General features: G+C 45.6%; 19 protein-coding genes. 3 read left to right on the forward strand and 16 right to left on the reverse strand.

Annotated features, from left to right (window positions below; translation table 11 throughout):
* Positions 1 to 78: 78 nt before the first annotated feature.
* A complete protein-coding gene (locus RTR76_RS09260; RefSeq protein ID WP_312519617.1) occupies positions 79 to 1,722 on the reverse strand; it encodes a hypothetical protein in 1,644 nt (547 codons plus the stop codon).
* A 162-nt stretch (positions 1,723 to 1,884) separates the two neighbouring features.
* Here RTR76_RS09260 and RTR76_RS09265 point away from each other — a divergent pair, with 162 nt between their 5' ends.
* Complete coding sequence (locus tag RTR76_RS09265) at positions 1,885 to 4,146, forward strand: HD domain-containing phosphohydrolase (RefSeq protein WP_312519620.1); 2,262 nt, start codon at positions 1,885 to 1,887, stop codon at positions 4,144 to 4,146.
* A gap of 100 nt (positions 4,147 to 4,246) precedes the next feature.
* Here RTR76_RS09265 and RTR76_RS09270 read toward each other — a convergent pair whose 3' ends face one another.
* The 3 genes from RTR76_RS09270 to RTR76_RS09280 all read right to left on the reverse strand — a co-directional run bounded on the left by RTR76_RS09270 (position 4,247) and on the right by RTR76_RS09280 (position 6,509).
* Positions 4,247 to 5,605 (reverse strand): PFL family protein, encoded by a 1,359-nt coding sequence (locus tag RTR76_RS09270; RefSeq protein ID WP_312519623.1) that lies wholly within the window; start codon positions 5,603 to 5,605, stop codon positions 4,247 to 4,249.
* Positions 5,606 to 5,623: 18 nt separating this feature from the next.
* Positions 5,624 to 5,893 (reverse strand): ACT domain-containing protein, encoded by a 270-nt coding sequence (locus RTR76_RS09275; RefSeq protein WP_312519626.1) that lies wholly within the window; start codon positions 5,891 to 5,893, stop codon positions 5,624 to 5,626.
* Between the two features lie 178 nt (positions 5,894 to 6,071).
* On the reverse strand, positions 6,072 to 6,509 hold the full coding sequence (locus RTR76_RS09280) for a cytidine/deoxycytidylate deaminase family protein (RefSeq protein WP_312519630.1): 438 nt from the start codon (positions 6,507 to 6,509) through the stop codon (positions 6,072 to 6,074).
* Positions 6,510 to 6,792: 283 nt separating this feature from the next.
* Here RTR76_RS09280 and RTR76_RS09285 point away from each other — a divergent pair, with 283 nt between their 5' ends.
* The gene (locus tag RTR76_RS09285; RefSeq protein ID WP_312519633.1) at positions 6,793 to 7,227 is read left to right on the forward strand and encodes a MarR family transcriptional regulator; all 435 of its coding nucleotides are present in this window, start codon (positions 6,793 to 6,795) and stop codon (positions 7,225 to 7,227) included.
* 63 nt (positions 7,228 to 7,290) lie between these two features.
* Here RTR76_RS09285 and RTR76_RS09290 read toward each other — a convergent pair whose 3' ends face one another.
* Positions 7,291 to 7,974, reverse strand: coding sequence for a response regulator transcription factor (locus RTR76_RS09290; RefSeq protein WP_312519636.1), 684 nt, complete (start codon positions 7,972 to 7,974; stop codon positions 7,291 to 7,293).
* 438 nt (positions 7,975 to 8,412) lie between these two features.
* Between RTR76_RS09290 and RTR76_RS09295 the strand changes: the two genes are divergently transcribed.
* Entirely contained in the window at positions 8,413 to 9,711 is a 1,299-nt protein-coding gene (locus RTR76_RS09295; RefSeq protein ID WP_312519638.1) for a flagellin, read from the forward strand.
* A 112-nt stretch (positions 9,712 to 9,823) separates the two neighbouring features.
* Here the strand turns inward: RTR76_RS09295 and RTR76_RS09300 are convergent, their stop codons facing one another.
* The 11 genes from RTR76_RS09300 to RTR76_RS09350 form a co-directional block, all read right to left on the reverse strand.
* Positions 9,824 to 10,243 (reverse strand): hypothetical protein, encoded by a 420-nt coding sequence (locus tag RTR76_RS09300; RefSeq protein WP_312519641.1) that lies wholly within the window; start codon positions 10,241 to 10,243, stop codon positions 9,824 to 9,826.
* Positions 10,244 to 10,277: 34 nt separating this feature from the next.
* Positions 10,278 to 12,179, reverse strand: coding sequence for a flagellar filament capping protein FliD (fliD, locus tag RTR76_RS09305; RefSeq protein WP_312519644.1), 1,902 nt, complete (start codon positions 12,177 to 12,179; stop codon positions 10,278 to 10,280).
* A gap of 27 nt (positions 12,180 to 12,206) precedes the next feature.
* A complete protein-coding gene (flgL, locus tag RTR76_RS09310) occupies positions 12,207 to 13,250 on the reverse strand; it encodes a flagellar hook-associated protein FlgL (RefSeq protein ID WP_312519647.1) in 1,044 nt (347 codons plus the stop codon).
* Between the two features lie 15 nt (positions 13,251 to 13,265).
* Positions 13,266 to 14,810 carry a flagellar hook-associated protein FlgK gene (gene flgK, locus RTR76_RS09315; protein WP_312519650.1) on the reverse strand — a complete coding sequence of 515 codons (1,545 nt, stop codon included), beginning with the start codon at positions 14,808 to 14,810 and terminating at the stop codon, positions 13,266 to 13,268.
* Positions 14,811 to 14,826: 16 nt separating this feature from the next.
* Positions 14,827 to 16,299 carry a flagellar hook-associated protein FlgK gene (gene flgK / locus RTR76_RS09320; protein WP_312519653.1) on the reverse strand — a complete coding sequence of 491 codons (1,473 nt, stop codon included), beginning with the start codon at positions 16,297 to 16,299 and terminating at the stop codon, positions 14,827 to 14,829.
* Positions 16,299 to 17,972, reverse strand: coding sequence for a flagellar hook-basal body complex protein (locus tag RTR76_RS09325; RefSeq protein WP_312519656.1), 1,674 nt, complete (start codon positions 17,970 to 17,972; stop codon positions 16,299 to 16,301). Before RTR76_RS09325 ends, flgK (RTR76_RS09320) begins: the two co-directional genes overlap by 1 nt.
* A gap of 86 nt (positions 17,973 to 18,058) precedes the next feature.
* The gene (locus RTR76_RS09330; RefSeq protein ID WP_312519658.1) at positions 18,059 to 18,493 is read right to left on the reverse strand and encodes a flagellar hook capping FlgD N-terminal domain-containing protein; all 435 of its coding nucleotides are present in this window, start codon (positions 18,491 to 18,493) and stop codon (positions 18,059 to 18,061) included.
* A gap of 279 nt (positions 18,494 to 18,772) precedes the next feature.
* Entirely contained in the window at positions 18,773 to 20,299 is a 1,527-nt protein-coding gene (locus RTR76_RS09335) for an ABC transporter ATP-binding protein (RefSeq protein ID WP_312519662.1), read from the reverse strand.
* A 32-nt stretch (positions 20,300 to 20,331) separates the two neighbouring features.
* Positions 20,332 to 21,339 carry a BMP family protein gene (locus RTR76_RS09340; RefSeq protein ID WP_312519664.1) on the reverse strand — a complete coding sequence of 336 codons (1,008 nt, stop codon included), beginning with the start codon at positions 21,337 to 21,339 and terminating at the stop codon, positions 20,332 to 20,334.
* Between the two features lie 34 nt (positions 21,340 to 21,373).
* On the reverse strand, positions 21,374 to 22,309 hold the full coding sequence (locus RTR76_RS09345; RefSeq protein WP_312519667.1) for an ABC transporter permease: 936 nt from the start codon (positions 22,307 to 22,309) through the stop codon (positions 21,374 to 21,376).
* Positions 22,302 to 23,411, reverse strand: coding sequence for an ABC transporter permease (locus RTR76_RS09350; protein ID WP_312519670.1), 1,110 nt, complete (start codon positions 23,409 to 23,411; stop codon positions 22,302 to 22,304). The genes RTR76_RS09345 and RTR76_RS09350 overlap by 8 nt, the downstream gene beginning before the upstream one ends.
* Positions 23,412 to 23,452 lie beyond the last annotated feature (41 nt).

Here is a 23,452-nt window from a genome sequence, read left to right on the forward strand (position 1 = left end):
AGATCTGCAAAACCAAGGGGGGGCGGCCGCACTATTTAACAATAGTTAATAGTGCGGCCGCCCCCCCTTGGTTTCTGTTCAGCGCTGCACCTGATGACCCGGAAAGCGGGCTGCTGGATACAAAAGTTCACTAACCTTGTCATAGCATGCTTGCCCATCTGCCCCCAGAAAGACTTGTGGAATCCCCCTGGCATAGCCTCTCACCTGCTCAGGCGAAAAAATTTCCTGAGCTGCCCGAACTGTCCGGGCAAACGACGAATCGCTATGTTGCTTTATATAATCGGCTAATTGCTGACCAGCCAGCCATCCATCAGGAGCATCTTCCTGCTGCCCCACAATTACCGAGCAGCAGGGACGTTTTGTTATACCTCTCTTCTGCCGCGCTGCCAATACGCTGCGGTAAATAGCATCGTCGGAAGGCAGCGTATAGCCCATGAGCACGATGTGCTGTGCATTCTCCAGAGCAATCCGCATATCGTGATGGATTTCTTCTACAAATGCCGCATTACGGCCTTTAAACCCGGTTTGCATAACTAGTGGCGTATGTTTTAATTCTGTTAGTGCTCCACAATAAGCACACTGAAGAGCATCAAAACATCCCTGTTCATACGCAGTATGCTCTTCCTGCGAACGGGGCCGCCGCCAGTTTTCTGACAAAGCTTTAATAAGCGGCGGTGCGTAAAGGCTGACTGAGTCAAACCGCCACTCATCGCCCAAATACAATGTCAGTTTGCCGCAGTTCGGGCACTCACGCCAGCCCGAGCAGCCATGAGGCATATAGTACTTTCCCACCCTCACGCGGCAGGGAACACCACTTTGCGCATCGTTTAACCGCTGTACAACTGATTCGTTAAGCGGATACCATACGCGGGGGGTTTGCCCGTCAACCTGGCGAAGTCCCATAAAGTGGCTGAAATCCTGAAAGAGCTTCAGAGGAGTTGCGCCATTTTGCGGACAATCATTCACCTGATTGTGAGCGTTAAAAAGCAGCCATAGTAAAACCGGATCCCAGTTCATTGAAATTACAGCATAGCTAAATAAATAAAACTCCCGTTCATTATAGGCTTTTTGCTGCGCCAGCCGCTGCCCTTCCTCCAGCATTAACCGGGCAAGAAGTCCTGCAAAATCGATATAGTGTTTAAAAATAGCCGTATTGCCCCCTAAATTATGATGATAATCATGATAATGGAGCAGGCCAATCACCATGACCAAGGCACTGCGAGCCGGAAGCAGATACTCGGGCGGAACGAATTGGCGGCTGCTTCCACCAGGATCATCCACATAAAAACCATGATGACTGGCTATATGCATATCAAGCAGAGTAAACAAATCCTGAAGTCTGAAATCCTTAGCCGAGTGGCCCGGACAAACATGTACCAACCGGCATAAGGTTGCCCAGTCATAGGTACGGCGCAGCTGCTCACGTCTAAGGCGGCGCTGTTTTTCCGTCATATTCGGGAAAAGTCTCTGCAAGGACTCCGTACATTCTTCCTGCTCACTCAGCACAATAAACAAGTCACCTACCGGTCCGGCGATCTCTTTAAAAGGAAACTGGCGGGCCACACGTGCATCAAGCGATTCGGAGTCATTGGCAAGCTGATAGACAGCTTGTCCTAATTCGGCAGTAGTGCGCAGGAAAAGCGCACGCGTTGCACCAGCCCCCCAAAAGATTACCGTTTCCGGCCATAAGGGACAATAATTAAACTGCCGGGTGTCACTCACAATAATTCCTCCTATTTTAGATGTTAAGTATGTCCATAAATACCCAATCCTGCAGGAAAATGCAGGATAGTAACGAAGTAACGAAATATTATATAAAATCGGCGCAGACTCATATTTTTTCCGCATTATCCGCTGCCGTGATGTGTCCGGAGGTGTTTGTTTGTGAAATTCTCTTTTCAGCGCCCCGCTTTGACCATCTGCCTCACCTATTTAATAATAGGCTGTCTTTGGATATTATTTTCTGGTTTAATTCTGGACTCTTTGATTGGCGATAAGCAAATGCTTAACCGGTTAGAGGTAGCCAAAGGCTGGATCTTCATTACAGTCACAGCAGTTATGCTGTATTTTCTGATTACCCGCTATACAGCCAAACTTATCCACAAGGAGCAGCACTTATTATCCAGTAATGAAGAGTTAACAGCAGCTTATGAAGAAGTTACCGCTATGGAAGAAGAACTTAGGCAGCAATGCGATGAGCTTTTGGCAAATGACGAACAGCTCCGCCACCATAACGAATACCTCAATTTGCTCCACAAAACATCGCTTGCGCTGATGAGCCGCCTCTCCTCGGAAGATTTATTGTCTTCCATCGTCAGTACGGCTATCGCCTTTGGCAAATCCCAATATGGTTTTATCAGTTTGTTAACTGCAGATGAAAGCTATATGGAATTAAAGATTCGCATTGGTCTTGATATGAGTGAACTGGGCTATCGCCAGAAAAAAGGCGAAGGGATCGTAGGAAAAGTGTGGGAAACGCAGCAGCCACTGGTTATTCGCAACTATCATCAGTGGAGTTACCGGCTGCCTTTTACGAACTTCGATGTTGCCCGTACCTCAATTGGCATTCCCCTAAAATCTGATGGTAAAATCATTGGCGTATTCGGTATGAATTATACGGAAGACCGGGAAATCAGCACTAGTGAGCTTACTTTTCTCCAAAGCTTTGCCGAACTGGCATCACTTGCTCTTGATCATGCACGTCTCTATCAGTCAGTGCAGGCAGACTTATGGGAGCGCCGTAAAATTGAGCAGGCCCTGCAAGCCAGCGAATCTCACACCCGAGCATTGATTGAAGCCTATCCTGATTTTGTTCTCCGACTTGATCATACCGGTACTATTCTCTGGTTAAAGGCAGCTCGCGATTTTCAAATTGCACTGCCTGCAGAGGAATTACTGATTGGACGAAATATTGGCGATTTCTTACCGGAAACGCTTACTGACCGTATTTTGTATTATGTGGAAGAAACGTGGCAAAGTAAAAAAAATCAAAGCTTTGAATTTGAGATCATGATTGATAATCAACTAAGGTATAGAGAGATGCGCTTTGTCTCCTGTCTCCCTGGTGACATATTAGCAATTGTCCGCGATATTACTGATCGCAAGCAAATGGAGCAGCAGCTTCGCTATATCGGATTACATGACCCGGTAACTGGTTTGTACAACCGTCTTTATTTTGAAGAAGAAATGCTTCGCCTGGAAGATTGCCGTCAATGCCCAGTTGGCTTGATTGTATGTGATTTAGATGGTCTCAAGCTTGTAAATGACACGCTTGGCCACTCTCAGGGCGATGCCTTGCTAAAGGCAACGGCCCATGTTATCCGCAGCTGTTTCCGGGCAAGTGATGTTGTGGCCCGGATTGGCGGTGACGAATTTGCCATTTTAATGCCTTTAAGCGATTTGGCTACTACTGAGCAAGCTTGCCAGCGCATTCGTAATGCCAGCACCGAATACAGTCTCTCAAATCCGCTAATCCCTATCAGTATCTCCGTTGGTATGGCAATTAAATCAGATCCCGCTGTGCCTATGAATGCTGTATTTAAAGAAGCCGATAATAACATGTATCGCGAAAAGCTGCATCACAGCCAAAGTAATCGCAGCGCAATTGTTCAAACACTCGCAACAGCAATGGAAGCCCGTGATTTTATCACTGATGGCCATGCTGACCGCCTGCAGGATATTGTTGCCGACATGGGAGACTCATTAGGCTTAACGGCCAGTACGATCTCGGATTTGCGCCTGCTTGCCCGCTTCCATGATATTGGCAAGGTTGGGGTGCCTGACCATATTCTGTTTAAATCTGGCAAACTGACAACCGAAGAATACACCATTATGCAGCGCCATTCCGAGATAGGCTATCGCATTGCTCAGTCCTCACCGGATCTTACTCCCATTGCTGACTGGATTTTAAAGCACCACGAACGTTGGGACGGCCAAGGGTATCCCTTAGGTCTGGCTGCTGATGATATTCCCCTTGCCTGCCGTATACTCGGTATTGCCGATGCCTATGATGCTATGACGAATGACCGTCCTTACCGGCAAGCCATGACCTGCCAGGAAGCAATAGCAGAAATACGACATTGTTCCGGTTCTCAATTTGATCCGCAATTAGTTGAAATTTTTATAACAATCATAGAAAATAATTAGTTTTGTTGTAAGCAAAAAGGTCTGCCTCAGTGGTTCTAACACCATTGAGGCAGACCTTTTAATTTCTAAACGCAGCATGCATTCAGAAAAAAATGCAATTCTAGTTGGTCAGACTGCGAACAGGTGCGGGTATACGGCCGCCGCGAGCAATAAAATCAGTTGAACCGAAGCGATTAACTGCCAAGACGGGACTATGGCCTAAAAGTCCGCCAAACTCAACCCGGTCACCTACCGTTTTACCCGGTACGGGAATAATGCGCACTGCTGTTGTTTTATTATTGATCATACCGATCGCAGCTTCATCGGCAATAATTGCTGAAATGGTTGTCTCAGGCGTATCACCAGGAACAACTATCATATCCAACCCTACTGAGCAAACGCAAGTCATCGCTTCCAGCTTTTCTAAAGTCAGACTGCCTCGCTCTACAGCCGCAATCATGCCGGCATCTTCGCTAACCGGAATAAAAGCACCACTTAACCCGCCCACATGAGAAGAAGCCATGAGTCCACCCTTCTTAACAGCATCATTTAGAAGCGCAAGTGCAGCAGTTGTACCCGGTGCACCACAGCTTTCCAGACCCATTTCTTCTAAAATATAAGCCACGCTATCTCCAACTGCTGGTGTAGGTGCTAATGACAAGTCAACAATACCAAAAGGAACTCCCAGCCGGCTGGCAGCCTCCTGAGCAACCAATTGCCCTACACGGGTAATTTTAAAAGCTGTCTTTTTTATTGTTTCCGCTACAACGTCGAATTGGGCGCCCCGTACCTCTTCCAGTGCACGCTTGACGACACCGGGGCCGCTGACTCCGACATTAATATTCATTTCCGGCTCGGTAACTCCATGGAAGGCACCGGCCATAAACGGATTATCCTCTACTGCGTTGGCAAAGACCACCAGCTTGGCACAGCCTAGTGCATCACGGTCTTTCGTCAGTTCAGCAGTCCGTTTAATAAGAATCCCCATTTCTTTAACAGCATCCATATTAATACCGGCTTTAGTCGAACCTACACTTACTGAGCTGCATACTCGCTCTGTTAAAGCTAACGCTTCCGGAATAGACTGCAGCAAAATGCGATCCCCTTTTGTATAGCCTTTATCAACGAGGGCACTGAAACCACCGATAAAATTGACGCCTACCGCTTTTGCCGCCCGGTCCAGTGCCTCTGCTACCGGAACGTAGCTATCGGTAAGACAGCTTTCAGCCGCTATAGCAATAGGAGTGACAGAAATACGCTTATTAATAATCGGAATACCGTATTCCGCTTCAATATCTTCCCCTACACGCACCAAATTCTGGGCTGCCCGGGTAATCTTATCATATACATTGCGGCAAAATATCGTAACATCAGGATGGGCACAATCGCGCAAGCTAATCCCCAGCGTAATTGTCCGCACATCGAGTTTATTTTCTTCGATCATCCGGTTAGTTTCCAGAATATCTTGTATTGTTAGCATGTCCTGCCTCCTATCGTTTTAAATCCTGTGCATAATACGGAAAATATCTTCATGCTGGGCTTTAATCTGTAACCCTAATTCTTCACCCTTTTGCTGCAGGATTTGCTGCAAATCTTTTAATTGAACCTTAGCGCTGGTCATATCAGCAATTAAGACCATGTTAAAAAAACCATCAACAATGTTTTGGTTAATATTAACGATATTAATTTGATTCTCGGCTAATACGGCGCTGACAGTAGCAATAATCCCTACTCGATCCTGACCGACAACAGTAATAACAACTTTCATAATCTCACGCCTTTCCACTTTATTGCATAGTTGTTTCGTTCTAAAGTACATATGTATACGTGTATAATATTATATTATACATTTTTTATTACAAAAGCCAAGTATTATTGATGCTAATAAACTATTTTCTTTATTTACTCCAGCTAATTAAATAAAAAAAAGAGGACAAGTCCTCTTTTTACCTGTCCCCATGATTCAGTGGTTCATTCCTTGGCAGATGCACGACCTCAATCCAGGGAGATAGCTTAAACCAGTCCACATGAGGTTCATAATCCCGCCCATATACTATTTTGGATATACCGGAAGTAATGATGAGCTTCTGGCATTCCGGGCAGGGGCGATCGGTACAGTATAAGGTTGCTCCCCGGCGCTCGTCGGGAGTACATTCTAGCAGCGCATTCGGTTCGGCGTGAATACATCGAATACAATGGCCATCCTGCATCTCGCAGCCGTCATCGATACAATGGGGCAACCCTGCCGGACTTCCATTGTATCCGGTCCCTTTTATCCGCTTATCTTTGACAATAACTGCACCTACATGACGCCTGAGACAGGTGCTGCGCTCGGCAACCTGAAAAGCAATATCCAGAAAATAAGTATCCCAGTTTTTGCGCATGAACATCCTCCCGTTAACAATGTCGTTAACAATACTATTCTTCTCATTTGAGAAAAAAACCTCTCGAAGTAAATATTGATAGCAAATAGCTGCTAAGCCAGTTAGCATTCCTACGTAAATTTCCCATATACATTTGTTTCTATTTTTTGGGCACATTATCTCTGCACTTTCCTCTTGCTGAATTACCATATAATGCTTACTATTATAGTTGTAGATTGTTACATTTTTATTACGAAGTCAACAATCCATCTATTCTTCTAGAAATACATAGGGGGCTTTGGTCTTGCATGATTTAAAAACTGCGGAAACATTATTTCATTTAATCCCTCTACTGGAAAAACGTTTTTTTCGAACTGTAGCACAGCAGTCCAAAACAGGTCTCAGTCCGATGCAAATGCACGCCCTGCTTTTATTAAAAGAACATGGTGCCTGTACAATGTCGGCTCTTGCCGGCGAAATGCTTATGCCAAAACAACAGGTCACACCTATTATTGATAAATTGGTAAAAGAGAACTTTGTGCAGCGCGAGTATGACACTGTTGACAGGAGAATAATCCGAATAAGGCTAACTCCATCAGGCCTGGATTTACTCGAAAAAGACAAATTGACCAAACTTGATGTTTTAAATTCAAAACTGGCCTATTTGGATGAAAATGATTTACAAAGCCTGGATGAAGCTGCCACAGCTTTTTTAAAGCTCATCCAGAAGATCCCTTAATATTCAAATGGCTAAAAAAACAGTTCTGTCACAAGTGTGACAGAACTGTTTTTTTATTTATTACTAATTGGCTGTTCTTGCAATACTTTGTTTCTGCAAGTAATAGCCGACTCCCCGTACTGTTTTCAGATTAGATATATTTAACTTTTTCCGCAGGTAATGAATATATATGTTAATTGTATTTTCCTCTGTATCAGAATTATATCCCCATACCTTTTCCAGTATCCGCTCTTTCGTAACAACCAAACCGTGGTTGCGTATTAACAGCTCTAGTAGTTGCGATTCTTTCAGGGTTAATTGGATTGTTTCCTCACTTTTTGTAACTTGGCCACGCTGGGGATCAAATACAAGGTCATCGGCAGTTAAAATGTTTTCCACCATAACCTTACCGCGACGGCGGGCTAATGCATGCAAGCGAGCCAGCAGTTCTACTGTAAAAAAGGGTTTAACCAAGTAATCATCGGCTCCCGCATTTAACCCTTCTGCACGATCCTCAGGAGTATCCTTAGCCGTTAATATCATCACCGGAGTATCATGGCCCAAGCTGCGAAATTCCCGCAGAATAGACAACCCATCCTGACCAGGCAGCATGCGATCCAAAATAATAATGTCATAACTTCCCGTACAGGCCATCTCAATACCTGCTTCGCCATCACTTGCAACGTCTACGACAAAACCGTTTCTTTTCAATAAATACGATAATGCCTCTGTCAAATTTTTCTCATCATCTACTAGTAGCAATTTCATACCTGACACCTTCAATTACTACACAGCCTTGTGAAAGTTTACCCGTCCTTGGATCATCTACTTCTATTTTCGCAAATAATTATTAATATTTTATTTAGTTTTATGCAAATTTTAGTTTTTTTTGTCACAACATTTCATTCTACCTCCATAACGTTCTTTTCAGTCGTGCTACTTTTACGCACAATAATTGATTGTACATATATTGTTACAAATTTACATTGTATTTGAATTTGATTCTGAAAAACTTTTTAATTTTTTTCACATCATGACAATTACTAAACAAATCCTTAATATTTGCATTCGAAATTAAGGATAGAACAGTGATAAAGGAGGGACAGGCTGTACACTTAACCGTTATCCTGGGTCCAAAGAATTAATTTATTAGCGCCTGTCTAACAAGGAAGGTACAGGCGCGGGAAAATCAAGGAGGAATTTATAATGGCAATGGTAATTAATCACAATCTTTCCGCTTTAAACACGTACAATCAACTCAACTCAAACAGCTCGCTTATGAACAAATCGCTGCAAAAGATTTCATCGGGCTATCAGATCAATACTGCAGCCGATGACGCCGCAGGACTGGCTATCTCAGAAAAAATGCGCGGACAAATCCGTGGCCTTGATCAGGCAAATGCCAATGCTCAGGATTCCATATCCATGGTGCAGACAGCCGAAGGTGCTTTGTCGGAAACCACTGATATCCTGCAGCGTATGCGCGAGCTAGCTGTTCAATCAGCCAGCGATACTAATACCGATGCCGACCGTGCCAACATTCAGGATGAAGTAGACGCTTTAGTAAAAGAAATTAACCGGATTGCCGATACTACTGAATTTAACACGAAAAAGCTCTTAGACGGCTCCATGAGCGGCAAAACAACTCAGCAGGCAAGTATTGATTCCAATACCGCCGTCAAAACTACCGCTGGAGCTGCACTCACTGATACTACTGCATTGCTAACGGATTTGACCGATGCAGACGGCAACTCTCTTGGCATAAAAGCGGGAGATACCGTCACAATCAGCTATATGAAAGATGGCGCTCTCATCACAGGCAGCCTGGATGTTACTGCTACTACTACACTGGCTGATTTAGAAGATATTGACACATTTGATAAGGATGGAAATGCTACTACTGGAGCCACCAAGACTGCCGCAGACGATCTGGGTCTCACGGTTGCCACTTCCGGTGCTTTGACTGCTACTGCAGCTGCAACCGGGACAGCTAATTCTGTTTACGGTTTAACAATTACCGTTACTGACTCAGATGGCGATTCTGTCACTGCAGCAACCAACGCTTTATCAGACTTCACTCAAACTCAAGCTGCTAAAAATACGGGCAGCGATAAATCTTCCACTATTTTGATTGGCGCTAATACCGGACAAAGCATCACCATTGCTATTGACAACATGGATGCCGAATCACTGGGAGTCAACAATCTTCAGGTTGATACTCAGGATGCTGCAAATGTCGCTCTAGGCGTTATTGACACGGCTACCGCTACCGTAACAACTATGCGCTCCAAGCTCGGTGCTATTGAGAACCGTCTGGATCACACCATCAATAACCTGACCACTTCCAGCGAAAACCTGACAGCTGCCGAGTCCCGCATCCGCGATGTTGACATGGCTTCCGAAATGGCCACTTATACAAAGCTAAGCGTTATGACGCAGGCTGCAACAGCAATGCTGGCTCAGGCTAACCAACAACCGCAGCAAGTATTGAGCTTGCTTAAATAAATAGGACTAAAAACGGAGACAGCACACTAGTGCTTCTCCGTTTTCTATTTTAACTGACAGAAAACAGATGATTGCCTCTTCCTGTATCGGAAGAGGCAATCATCTGTTTTCATCATCCTTTTTCATTAAAACGGCTTCCCTGAAATGCCGTGCTCCAGTGATCAACATAGCCTTTGCGCAGCTGCTTCATTTGCTTGTTGGTAGCCAATTCAGCTGCAATGCGGGAGCGCTCGGTCATTGCTTCCCGCAAAACCTGATAGCCATGATTCAGTATCTTTTTTTGCTTTTCATCAATAACCTGAATTGCCGGCAATAGACGAGAGCGCTTTACCCCGGCAAGCTTTCCCGCCAATTCATGATCTATTCGTTTGAGTTCATTGATCAGATCTTCCCATTCACCTGCTACCCGGCTGAGCCCCTTTATTTCTTTTCGTTGGATAAAGCGGCTCTGGGTATTAATATTAGCGGCAATTTTGCCGAGCAACGTCATTTTTTTCAGCAGGCAGTCATCAATTGTCTCGTTATTCTCCACTTTAGTCACTCCCTGAGGCGATGTTATTCAGTCCTTAGCTGGTACTGTCAGAAAGATAGGAAGATAAGGCTGACAATTGCGTATTCATTTTATTAATATACGTCTCTAACGCACTGTATTTTGTGTATAGGCTGTCCTGCTTAGCATCCAGCCGATCCTGTTCTTTATCAATCTCTTCCTGGTATTTATCAATCAATGTACTTAGCGTATTACTGGTTTCAGAGGCATCATTCTCCGTTCCCGCTTTTTCCAGCAGCAAGCCCTTATTTCCGTTATTATCACGAATGGTAGATATGTTAGTTTGCAATATATCATAGAAACGATAAGCAATCCCTTCTTCTTTATATCGCGTACTCAGCTGGCTGTTATTTAGTGACCGTACAGACGTAGTACCGGCATAACTGGTAGATTGCTGCGTAAAAAGATTGCTTACCCCTTCCGGTTCACTCTCAATAGCTGCCTTAAGCTTTGTTTCGTCAATATACAGTTTGCCTTGCTCATCATAAGTGCCTGTCGAAATTCCAATAGTGAAAATAGTCATTGACTGTCCGGGAACAGAGTCGATTAAAGAACTCCGTAAGCTGCTTAACATACTCTTCAATGACGAATCATTTGCCAATAGTCCAACTTTTGCCTTGGTTTCCCATTTTTCAATTTCTTCATCCGTCATGTCTTCTTTTTGATCGTCAGTCAGCGGCGGATAATCCGAATCATAGGTCTCATCCAAGGCAGAATGAATCGAACTAATAAGCGCATTATAATCTTCCACAAAGCTGCTGATAGTAGCATAAATAGCCTCTGTGTCCTGAGCTAAGCTTACAGTAGCAGTCTCATCTGTAGTTTGACTAAATGAATAGGTTACACCGTCTACTGTAACTTTATTGGAGCTGCGGGTCAATGCCTGCCCGTCAATGGTAACCTGAGCATCGACACCTGCAGTTACAGTATTCAAAAAACTGCTGAGAAAACTGCTGCCGTCGCCTTCTGTAACAACCAGCGTATTCCCTGCCCCCGTCTCGTTGGCAGTGAGCGTCAGCTTGCCGCTGAGCTCATCGTATTTCATCGTTGCTCCGGCTTTACTGCTGCTGTTAATTTCACTCATCATAGCGCTGAGTGTGTCGCTTTTATCAAAAGTAAAGGATGTTCCGTTAATGGTAAGTTCAATCTGCCCATCACTATTGAAAGCATCATCACCAAAAATCGTTCCCAGCGTGCTTGTTGTCGTCACCCGGTTGGAAAGGGTTGCCCCACTGCCGAAGCCCAGGCTGGTTAATCCGCTGGTCCCTGAACTGGGAGCACTGATGGTTATTTTTTGCACACCGCTGTTAGCTGCAGCTGTAATACTTAGGTAACCATCAGTGGTTGTACCGACTGTCAGCTTTCCTGTGCCAACTGATTCATCGATAGCAGTCTGCAAAGAATCGGCGTCTGTAACATTACTGAGTGATACCGTTCTGCTAGTCCCATCCACTGCCAGTGTAATACTCTTGCCGCTAAGGCTGCTGTAATCAACAGCTGCCGAGCCCTGTACGTCCTTAGATAGGCTGCTGCTGCTCGTCAGAGTAGCAGCTGTAGCAAGCCGGCTTACTTGTACCGTATGATTCCCCGCCGAAGCAGAACTGCTGGAAGAGGCCGATATTGCACTGCTGCTGCTGGTTACGGAATATTTTATAAATGTATTTGCGCTCAGTAAGCTGCTCGATGAAGTGGTATTGAAATATTTGCTGGTAAACTCCTGGGCAGCCGTAATAATTGTCCGGTATGACTCTTGGCGCCATTCAGCAAGCTGCTGCTTCTGCTGCAGTTTATTCAGTTTTGTTTTTTCGGCACTCATTAGTTGTGTAACAATAGAATCTACATCTAATCCCGAGGCCAGTCCGGTAATTCTTGTTGTTCCGTTAACAGTCGTTGATGTTACGCTGCTGCTGGTAGACATATCGCATCCCTCCTTTTAATTCTTCTCTCAGGCAATATAATCAATCAGTGATTTAGTGATAACTTTTGCACCTACCGATAAAGAGGCTTGATAAACGTATTCGGCTGTAGAAACATCAATACTGGCCTCAGCTGTATCGATGTCCTCATTGTTACTCATAAGTGTAGTGTAAGTAGAATAGTCGGTGCTCAGGCGGTCAGCTACCCTGGTTACATAGTTCATTTTAGCTCCCAGCGCTGCCTGAGCAGTTAATATCTGGTTATGGTTTTCATCCAAATTATCAAGCAGATCATTGATATTGCTGAGAGAAGTCGCAGTTACCGTTCCGGTAGAGGGATCAATCGTCTTATAGCTTGATTCTCCATCTAATGCAGTCAAAAGTTTGGCAAAGGTATCAAAAAGATTATTGCCTGTAGTAGCACCAACAACATCCTGCCCTTCTACATTTACCGTAACCTTGGCATTGAACCCAATATTATATTGAATAGATTGCTCTGCATTATCTTCATAGAAATTGTCTGTATTGGCCGAGTAAAAGCTGGCAATGTCGGCATCATCCGTATCAGATGCTACAACAGTGCCGGTATATTGCCCCTTGTAAGTCACTATATCGCCAATATCGGTAGACTCCAGCTTATAGGGCGCTTCATCGGTATCAAAACCGCCAAAAACATAGCGCCCGGCATACGTTGAATTCATGATCTGAACAGCCTGCTTCTGCAGTTCTTCCATTTCTGTCTTGATATTGGCTAGATCAGAATCTGACAGAGTTCCGTTCGATGCTTTTACTGTCAATTCCCGGGCTTGCTGAATAACCTCGTCCAGATCGCTTAACGCAGCATTCGTTATACCCTGCCAGGATGTAACATCATCCACATTCTTTTGATATTGTTCAACCGTCGCTACATAATTACGGTATTTAATTGCTCTTGTTGCTATGACCGGATCATCGGATGCCAATTGAATCTTTTGCTGGGAAGACATCCGCTCATTAGCCTCATTCAATCTTTTGGCAGCATTATTAATATTTTTGATGGTATTTGCTGCCATCATATTATTGGTAATTCGCATCAGAAAGCCTCCTTGCTAATCAGATGATACCATATTAATGGTGGTTTTATAGATATCGTCCCATACGGAGATGACCTGCGCCGACGCTTCATAGGCCGATTGATATTTCGTCAAATTGACTGTCTCTTCATCGCTAGAAACGCCCGATACGGAGGAGCGGCTATTGTCAATATAATCGGTAATCGAAGTCTGCAGCTTATATTGGCGCTGCGCATAAGAACTGGCCGTTCCAAGAGTAGAGACAATTGAATTATAAAAATCCTCCGGTGAACCACTGCTGAACATCTTTGTATCCTGACAAATACTGATCAAATCACTGATCACTTCATTATTTCCGGATTGCCCACTGGCAGAAGCTGCTGCTATTTTATTAACATCAGCCGCTACATCCTTTGACAGGGAAATATTCGATGCTGTTATATGCTGATATACTGCCTCAGTAGAAGAGCCGCTTGCCATTAGTTCTTCCGTGGAAAGGCCGTCATAGGAAAAAAACCGGATACCGGTGGAATCGTCCAGTCCCACGCCGCCTGCATGTCCGCTATATTCGCTGGCAGTACCGTCTTTGTAGATGCCTTCATTAAAGGCTTTTGCAAAAGTCCGGGCATACTCATCCAACTGGCTGGCATAGTAAGGGATTCCCTTATAGTCCGACCCAGTACCCGTTCCATCCCGTAAATCCAGGTAAGCTTTGACTTGGCCGGTATCACCAGGATCAAACTCTTTACCTGTGTCCTCCCAGCGAATGCCATATAATCCATTTTGCGTACTGCCGTCTGCAATTGTATAGCATTCGAGCTGCTTAGCTTTATTGCCATTAACTAAAGTTTCTCCGTTAACGGTAATAGTAAGAGTCGTAAGGGTTGTACCGTCGGCACTTGTACCGACATTATTCTGTGTTACTTCCATATCCACCAGCGAGGACAGCTTATCGAGGAGCGCGTCCCGTGCATCTTCCAATTCATTGGTAGATGCACCGGACGAGGCGGCAACTGTAATTTGCTGATTTAAGTCCGCAATCTGCTTTGAATAGGAATTAATCTGCTCTACAGCCGTTTTGACATCACTGTTGAGATCAGTCCTCAGCTGGTTCAGCCGCTCGGCTGTATCGTTAAGATAGGCGCAAATGGAGTTGCCTGTTTCCAGGACGACGGACCGGGCTGAAGTGCTGCTGGGGTCTGAGGCTAAATCCTCTAGAGCTGCATAGAACTCTTCCATTGTTGCACTAAAGCCGTCAGCATCCGTACCATTTATAACCGTTTCCACTTCCTGAAGGTAATTAGACTTAACTTCCCAGCCACCTAAAGAGCTATTTTCCTGCCAATATTTTTGATCCAGGCGGAAGCTTCGCACCCGGTCAATTGAGTCAACCGATACACCCGAGCCAACATAGCTGCTGCTATAAACGGCTGCAGGACCGACAGCGGTCTGCGAAACTACCTGACGGGAGTAACCGGTAGTGTTAACATTGCTCATATTATTAGTTGTCACCGCCAGGCCAGCCTGGCTGGCAGCCAGGCCGCGATTGGCAATGCTAATTCCCATGAAGGTTGAGGCCACGCAGATCCCTCCTCTATTATCCTAAATCTTCAATCAAACCGGCAATGAGCCCGTCTATGGTGCTTAGAACACGGGCACTAGCGGCATAAGCATTCTGATACATAATCAGATTAGACATTTCCTCGTCGGTGGATATACCGGAAATTGCCTGCCGCTGTGTGTCTACCTGGGTTACCAGCGCAGCCTGTGTTGAGTAACAGCTGGCGGCATTATCACCAGCCGTCCCTATCCAGGAGGTCAAAGCGGCATAAAAATTAGTAATGTCCAAAGACAAGCCATCAAATTGATAAAGCTGCTTCGTACTCAAATCGCTTATCGCCTGAGCAATGCTGTTATCACCACTGGAACCACTCGCTGAAGTAACAAGTTTGTCAGGATCATCTAATTCAGGGTTAACCTGGATATTAGTAATACTAAGCGACTTAGAAGTATCAATCACGGTAAAGAAATCAAGTCCCTGGTCGCCATTAAGATCTGTTCCGGAAGTATGCAAAGCATTAATTTCAGCAGCAATGCTGGTAATCAGGTCATTCAAACCCTGGCGCAGATTACTGATTGAGCTGGCGGCAGTAGTGGTAAAATTGTAATCGGTCGACGTATCAATTACCGAGTAGCCCGTCTGATCGGCGTCCTCTAAATAGGCTTTAATGCTGCCGCTGGTAATGGAACTAGTGCAGTCAAAGCTATTATCCCATTTAATAGATAACGGGTGCTCTGTAGATCCATCCCCTTGTACTGTCAATGCATGAGCGGTGGTACCGTTTACCAGTGTCACACCACCCAGCGTTACCTGTAGAACGCCATTCGATTCAACAGTGCTGATTCCAGCAAGAGCAGACATCTGATCAAGCAAGTTATCACGCTGATCCCTGAGATAGCTCGCCTCGCCACCGCCTGCCTCAGCCACACTGATTTGCCTGTTAAGTTCCGCAACCTGTCCAGCCATGGAATTGAGACTGTCTACACCATCCTCTACTCCCGCTAAGGCATCTACCTGTAATTGTTGCAGCTGACTATCAATTGTAGACAATGCACTAAGGAGTGAGCTGGCAGCTTCTGTAACCGCCTGACGGTTGCTTTGGGAACTGGGATCTTTCGACAACTCCTCCCAGGAGTTAAAAAAATCCTCAATTGTTTGCTGCAATCCCGTGTCGACAGTACCGTCATCGGACTCAAATTCACTCAGTATTTCCTGCATATACTCGAGATTGCCGCTTTTTACAGCCCAGTAGTTGGCATCAGAATTTTGCGTCCGGTACGTACTATCCAGCAATTGGTCCCTCGCCCGGGTAATTGATTGTACATTGACCCCAGTCCCGGTAGAGGTTTGTCCGGTGACAACTGTCTGCTCCGCCGCCGCTACCCGTGTCCGGGAGGCACCGGTTGTACTGACATTGCTCAGATTGTTGCTGGTCGCCGCCAAAGACGCCTGGTTGGTATACATACCTGAGTAGGCTATATTATAAGTACTAAAAGTCGATCCCATCATCAACCTACCATGTTAATGAGTGACTGCAGCATCTCATCAGCGGTGGAAATAACCTTGCTGTTAGCCTGATACGCCCGTTGGCTGATCATCATGTTGCTGAACTGTTCTGCCAGATCCACGTTGGACATTTCCAGCGTTCCTGCACTGAGTGACCCCGATCCGCCGCTGCCGGCAACAACTGTCGTATAATTACCGGAATTAGCGCTAACTGCATATAGGTTGCTGCCGACTTTTTCGAGACCTTCCGGATTCGTAAAAGTTGCAAGGGCAATTTTAGCTAGGGCCTGAGACTGCCCATTACTGTATGTGCCGACAATTGTTCCGTCGGAAGAAATGCTGACGCTTTGTAATTCTCCTGATTCATAACCATTGGGAGTACCGGTTACTTTACTGGTAGTACTGCTGGTATAGGAAAGGAGGTCAGAGAAGTCCATGTTCACATCAAAGGCAGCTACGCTTCCATTGGTTGGCGTCAGAGTCAGAGTTGGAGTCGTATCCTTCGTATAGGAGTTTGTCGACTCAGCAGTATAATTGAAAGTAGTTGAACCCTCGGTAAGAGTTGCAGGTGCGGACAGTGTAACCGTTCCCGCTGCAGTGGTAAAAGTTGCTGCGCCATCAGTCGAATCGGTCACCGTATAGGTAGTACCGTCTGCAGCGGTCAGCATAATATCATAGCTGTCGGCAGTGCCGCTGGCTGCAGCCGCTACAGTAACCGTATAAGTTCCTGCCGTTAAACCCGTGCTGGCTGCAATATTACTATTGGCATAGCCTGTAGTATTCGTTGCAGTAGTATCAATTGTTGAAGCTGCCGGTATTGTATTGGTACCAATAGCAGTAGAATTGTTTTCTGCAACTGTACCATCGGCATTTAATACAATATAACCGCTGGCAGGGCTGATTGACATGCCGTCAGTCGAGCTTGCTTCCCAGTACCAGCTGGTTTGATTCGTAGAAGAATCAATTGCACATTTTTTCCAGTTAACAGCTATATCGTAGTTATTGCCTTGTGCATCATAAACCGTGATGGTAGATGTCTGATCAAAGGTAAGATTGGATGTATCGCCAATATTATAGAGCGTAGCACCTGATACGACACTTTTTGACGGATCAAGATTTCCGGCAAAGGTGGCTGCGGTAGTGCCTTGAGCTGCAAGAATCTTTTTATTGCCATTATAAGAATCAGAATATAAGTTAATTGACTCTACAGCCTTGTCGCTGTTGAACACATAGTTGCCGTCTGCATCTATCGTATACTCTTCCCAGCCGCAAACCTTATAACCGCCAACCGTCAGATTTCCATCCTCATCGACATCAAAATTACCTGCTCTGGTAAATTGATACTCCCCGCTGGAGCCGCCGGAGACAATAAAAAATCCGTCGCCGCTAATGGATACGTCAGTGGCAACTCCCGTAGATTGGGTACTGCCTACCGTCATCAGTGTATCAATGCTGCCAACGCTGACACCGAGGCCAATCTGTTTGGCATTGGTTCCTCCTTTGGTTGCCGTTGAGGAAGACGCACCGCTAATTGTCTGACTGAGTAAATCACTGAAACTGACGCGCTGTGATTTGTAGCCAGTCGTACTGACATTTGAAATATTATTACCAATTACATCCAGACTTGTTTGTTGGGCCTTAAGACCGGAAACACCGGAAAAAAATGCGGTCATCATAGAGAAAGCACCCTCCTGCTATCTTTTTATGGTTACTATTTCATCAGTCATTCAGAAATAGTCTCAGCCTCCCCTATGGGGTCCAGCTAAGCGGTAGTCGTATTGTCCGCGCTGCTTACTTGGTTGATGGAGCTAAGCAATACCGTTGTACCGCCAACATTGACATACGTATTGCTGCCAGATACTGTTACAGACTTAACAGTACCGGAGCCGGTATAGCTATTGCCTGATGAATCGGTTGTTGTATAGGTTGCTTCTTTGCCAATCATGCTGTAGGCCGTAACATTATTGACTGTTGTATAAATACTGGACAACTGTGACAGTGAGCTGATTTGTGTCATTTGAGTCACATATTCTGTGGCACTAACGGGATCGGTAGGATCCTGATACTTGAGCTCTGCCGCCAAAAGTTCCAGAAAGGACTCAAAATCCAGGCTGGTGCTGCCGGTGGTGGAACTGCTGGATGTACTGGAACTTGTTGAACTTGTAGTTGACAGTAAAGCACTTGAATTAACACTCATTTGCTATTCCTCCTAAAAAACTATTTAGTTAGTCATAGTTAGTTTCGCAAATGATTATTTAGTTTTAATTAAAAAGGGAAACAGAAAAAACTATTTTTCAACAAAGCAAACCATTCATCGCCCGATAGTTTTCCAAAAAGGGGACAGTCCCCTTTTCCACGTGTCATGGGGACGTTCCACTGACACACTTTTAAGGCTCAACGATCGTGACATTAGCCAATAGGCATAAAAAAAGAGAACTCCTTTTTTAAGGAATTCTCTTTTCGCTATTTGCTTACATTAAACTGCTTGTTCCTGCATGCCTGCCATCAACATGCCCAGCCTCTGTTCATTGGCTTGTTCAGCGGGCAAGATATCCATTATATGTCCATCATAAAACACGGCTACCCGATCACTGAGTTTCTGAATTTCTTCAAGGTCTTCGGAAATGACCACAACACCCATGCCCTGCTCACGGGCCTTAAGCAGCATGGAGTGAACATATTCGGTAGCACCGATATCCAATCCGCGAGTTGGATAGGCGGCAATCAGCACTTTTGGTGCTCTGGTAATTTCCCGGGCTAAGATTAATCGTTGAATATTTCCGCCTGACAGCCGCCCTGTAGGTGTATTCAAGTGCGGCGTTTTTACACCATATGCTTTTACAAGCTCAGCACTGCGTGTCTGAATCGTCTTATTTTTTAAAAAGCAAAACTGGGAAAAAGGCGAACAATGATGATCTTTTAAAATTAAGTTTTCCCAGATAGAGAAAGCACCAATCGTACCAACATGCAAACGGTCTTCCGGGATATAGCCTAAGCCTTGCTCAATCATCTTACGAGGTGCCAGATTAGTAATATCACGGTTGCACAAGGATATATTACCTTTTTCCACCTTACGCAAACCGCCAATTGCTTCAGCAAGCTCTTTCTGTCCATTCCCGGAAACTCCGGCAATTCCTACTATTTCACCAGCTGCCACTGTTAATGAAATCCCTTTTAATGCCGGTGTACCTTTGTCACCAGCCACTTCCAGGTCTTTAATAGACAGCAGCGTATCCCCGCAGCCCGACAAAGCGTCCCGCTGTAAGACCTTCATTTCACGGCCTACCATCATCTGGGCAAGCTCTTTCGGATTCGTTGAACTGGTCTTCACGGTAGCAACCAGTTTGCCGTCCCGCAGAACGGTGACGTTATCACTGATTGCCATTACCTCGCTTAATTTGTGACTAATAATAATAACGGCACGGCCTTGATTAGCCATATTACGCAGCAAAGCAACCAATTCTTCCGCTTCTTGCGGCGTCAGGACCGCTGTTGGTTCATCCAGTATGAGCAGACGGGCACCACGGTATAGTGCTTTGATAATTTCCACCCGCTGCTGTTCGCCAACACTAAGCTGCCATACATAAGCATCGGGGTTGACACTGAGGCCATAGGCTGCCGATATGTCGCGTATTTTGGCAGCTACTGTTTTTAAGTCCAGGAATGGCCCTTTGCCCGAAGGCAAGCCGAGTGCAATATTCTCACTGACTGTCAAGGTAGGGACCAGCATAAAATGCTGATGTACCATACCAATTCCCAGTTCAATTGCCTGGCGCGGTGATTCGATCTTCACCGGCTGTCCATTTATGCATATTTCGCCGCCGTCTGGTTGATAGAGCCCATAGAGTGTATTCATCAGTGTTGTTTTTCCGGCTCCATTTTCACCGAGCAATGCTAAGATTTCCCCAGATTTAATTTGAATACTTACATTATCATTACTGAGCACACCGGGAAATCGCTTGGTGATACCCCTCATTTCCAAATATTCGATTTGTTGAGTCATTGTAATCACCTCTCCCGGTATTTCAACCTATTTTATTTCGATACATCAATTTTCAGCGCACCGCTGGCTAACTCTTTTTTCGCTTTTTCTACCGCATCTTTTACGTCCTGCGGTATTTTATCAGCCAATTTAGGATTATATTTAAGGTCCAGTGTTCCATCTGCAAAGGATAAGGTTAAATGTTGTCCACCAACTGTACCTTGATTGCGTAATTCAATCATTTTATTGATAATTTTTTCCCAATTGTATACCTGTGCAGCAAGTACGGTATCTGGTGCTATAGTGCTCTGATCCATATCAGTAGACATCCAGTAAGTGCCTGCTTTGTCAGCAGCAGCTTTGATTGCTCCCGGTACTTGCTGTGAAGATCCGGTTAATACGTCAGCACCGGCATCCATGTGAGTTTTGGCTATTTCACCGGCTTTCACCAAGTCGCCAAATGAACCTGTATAAGCTATACGCAGCTTAACATCGGAACTAGCAGCTGCTACCCCTTGCTGAAAACCTCTGTTGTACTTGATAGCATCGCCAGCTTCTACAGGGCCAACAATACCAACTGTTTTCGATTTCGTCATCTTACCTGCCAGCAGACCTAGCAGATAAGCACCTTCCTGTGCTTGAGGATCATAGGCAATAATATTGGGACCTACTTGAGCGCCTGTACCATAGGCAAATGTAATTTTAGGAAACTCAGGAGCAATTTCTTTTAAAATACCGTAGTATTGAGCACCATGAGCAAAAATAATATCATAGCCCTGTGTAGCATATTGGCGGATAGCAGCGCTGGCGTCGACCGGTTTACCCATGCGCTCACTGACAGCTAGCTCAATTTTGTCATTCTTTTTCAACACTTCATACATAGATTGGGACCAGGCTAAGTCATCAACCGTGCTGGGAATAACCAATGCTACTTTTAGTTTTTTCGCTTTAGGAGCCTCAGCGGCAGGTGCATTCGGCTTAGAGCCACAACCAGTTACAAATAAGGAAAGTGCTACAAGAAAAACCAACATCAATTTCGTGAATTTTACCATGCGTTTCATTTTATTTCCCCCTCTACTTTTATCAACCTATATACTATCCCCGGGCGCCTCTTTCAAAGGGCCTGCCAAGTGCAGCAGGGGCCCAGATACGTCCAAAGGTCATAGCCAGCGCAATAATAGTAACTACATAAGGTAAAATAACTGCTAGCTCATAAGGAAAATTGATACCGATAACCTGTACCCATAACTGCACTGAGTCAGCCATACTGAACAGCAGTGATCCGGCAAGGATTCCCCATGGACTCCAGCGCCCGAAATATACGAGAGCAACTGCGATAAAACCGCGTCCGGCAATAATGTTATCGGCAAACATGTGCGTATTGCCAATCGTCAATGCTGCTCCTGCCAGCCCCCCCATCATGCTGCCCAGAATCAGGCATTGGTACCGTATCCCGTCGACGCTGACACCTAACGTATCGGCTGCTTGCGGAGTAGTGCCAACAGCCCGCACCTTCAAGCCCCAGCTAGTTTTATATAGAACCAGCCAACATACGGGGACAAGCAAAAATGCCAAATAAACGACGATATTATGCTCAAACAGCGTACTGCCAATCACAGGAATATCTGAGAGCAATGGGATTTTAACCGGCTTCAGCCCTTCAATAGTGGTAATGCCGCCCACATACAAACGGAAAAACAACCCCGACAGGCCCCAGCCAAACATGTACAGTCCAATACCGCTGATACCCTGTTCCGCTTTTAATGTAATACTGACAACGCCCATGATCACTCCCATGAGACCGCCAACTACAATACCTGCTGCTAATCCGAGGTACGGGTTGCCTGTGGTAAGACTGACATAGAATCCGGAAAAGGCGCCCATCAGCATTACGCCTTCCAAGCCCAGATTATAAATCCCTGAACGCTGTGTAAACATTTCTCCCAAAGCTGCCAGCAGGTAAGGAGTAGCCAGGCGAATGCCGGTTGCGAGAATACCTAGAAAAATACTTTGGCCTACTAAATTATCCACGGCATTTGCCCTCCCCTGCAGTCATTTTTGACGACCAGAATTGCAGCCTTGCCAACAATTGAGGTTTACGAAGAATCAAATCAGCAGAAACAACAAATAAAATAACCAACCCCTGAATGACGAGTACAATTGAGGAAGGCACATGCACAGCCCGCTGCATCATATCTGCACCGAGGATAAGTGCACCGAACAGCACCGAGGCAGGAACAATTCCGAGTGGATGGAGACGGCCAAACAGAGCTGCCACAATACCGGTAAAACCGTAGCCGGCAGAGATATCCTCTAGTGCCCTGTGGTGAACGCCCACTACCTCCACTGCCCCAGCCAAGCCGGCAAAGGCACCGCCCAGTGTCATCGCCAGGACCAGATATTTCTCCACATTGATACCGGCATACCGGGCAGCTTCAGGTCCCTGTCCTACCGCCCGCATGCGAAAGCCGATTGTCGTACGCCATAAGAAAAAATATACCAATACGGCCAGGATGACCGCCAGCAAAAAGCCGGTATGGAGCCGGGTTCCCGGAATGAGCCGGTCCAGCCAAATGGTGTTAGTAACCAGAGCTGTCTGGGGTACACCTGTACCAAAGGCAACTTCCTGAGGATCAAGCAAAAAGAGCCTTATCAAAAACAGGTACATTTGTGCGGCAATCTGATTCAGCATTACCGTGCTCAAAATTTCGTTCACAGCCAACCGCGCTTTTAACCAGCCTGCCAAACCACCCCACAAGCCGCCTGCTGCTGCTCCGCCAAGCAAAACAACCGGCAGTAACAGGACAGCAGGCAGCTCGGGACATGCCAAAGCAATTGCAGCAGCCGTCACGGCCCCCATGAGGATCTGCCCTTCGCCACCGATGTTCAAGATACCACTGCGAAAAGAAATAATAATACCAAGGCCAACTAAGAGCAGCGGAGTAGTGCGGACTAATGTTTCCGAGAAGCCGAAGTTGCTGGAAAAAGGACCACTGAGCATAACACCATAGCTTTCCAGCGGATTCGCATTAGCAAGTAAAATGAAGACAGCACCAACCAGCAGCGCCCCTCCAAGAGCGGCTACTAATACAAAAGCCTGTAACAGCCAGGATTTTTGCGATTCTAAGTTCATGTCCATTCTCCTTTAACAGAGCTTATTCGTTTTCATCTTCC

It is taken from the genome of Anaerospora sp., assembly GCF_032013335.1.
Taxonomy (GTDB): Bacteria; Bacillota; Negativicutes; order Sporomusales; family DSM-15969; genus Anaerospora.

What these genes read in the sequence shown, in the direction of transcription:
- RTR76_RS09290 (WP_312519636.1), bottom strand. Translation starts at nt 7,974, where the DNA reads ATGAAATTGCTACTAGTAGATGATGAGAAAAATTTGACAGAGGCATTA.
- RTR76_RS09330 (WP_312519658.1), bottom strand. Translation starts at nt 18,493, where the DNA reads ATGAGTGTTAATTCAAGTGCTTTACTGTCAACTACAAGTTCAACAAGT.
- flgK (WP_312519653.1), bottom strand. Translation starts at nt 16,299, where the DNA reads ATGATGGGATCGACTTTTAGTACTTATAATATAGCCTACTCAGGTATG.
- RTR76_RS09335 (WP_312519662.1), bottom strand. Translation starts at nt 20,299, where the DNA reads ATGACTCAACAAATCGAATATTTGGAAATGAGGGGTATCACCAAGCGA.
- RTR76_RS09295 (WP_312519638.1), top strand. Translation starts at nt 8,413, where the DNA reads ATGGCAATGGTAATTAATCACAATCTTTCCGCTTTAAACACGTACAAT.
- RTR76_RS09270 (WP_312519623.1), bottom strand. Translation starts at nt 5,605, where the DNA reads ATGCTAACAATACAAGATATTCTGGAAACTAACCGGATGATCGAAGAA.
- RTR76_RS09280 (WP_312519630.1), bottom strand. Translation starts at nt 6,509, where the DNA reads ATGCGCAAAAACTGGGATACTTATTTTCTGGATATTGCTTTTCAGGTT.
- flgL (WP_312519647.1), bottom strand. Translation starts at nt 13,250, where the DNA reads ATGCGAATTACCAATAATATGATGGCAGCAAATACCATCAAAAATATT.
- RTR76_RS09325 (WP_312519656.1), bottom strand. Translation starts at nt 17,972, where the DNA reads ATGATGACCGCATTTTTTTCCGGTGTTTCCGGTCTTAAGGCCCAACAA.
- RTR76_RS09350 (WP_312519670.1), bottom strand. Translation starts at nt 23,411, where the DNA reads ATGAACTTAGAATCGCAAAAATCCTGGCTGTTACAGGCTTTTGTATTA.
- RTR76_RS09275 (WP_312519626.1), bottom strand. Translation starts at nt 5,893, where the DNA reads ATGAAAGTTGTTATTACTGTTGTCGGTCAGGATCGAGTAGGGATTATT.
- fliD (WP_312519644.1), bottom strand. Translation starts at nt 12,179, where the DNA reads ATGTCTACCAGCAGCAGCGTAACATCAACGACTGTTAACGGAACAACA.
- RTR76_RS09340 (WP_312519664.1), bottom strand. Translation starts at nt 21,339, where the DNA reads ATGAAACGCATGGTAAAATTCACGAAATTGATGTTGGTTTTTCTTGTA.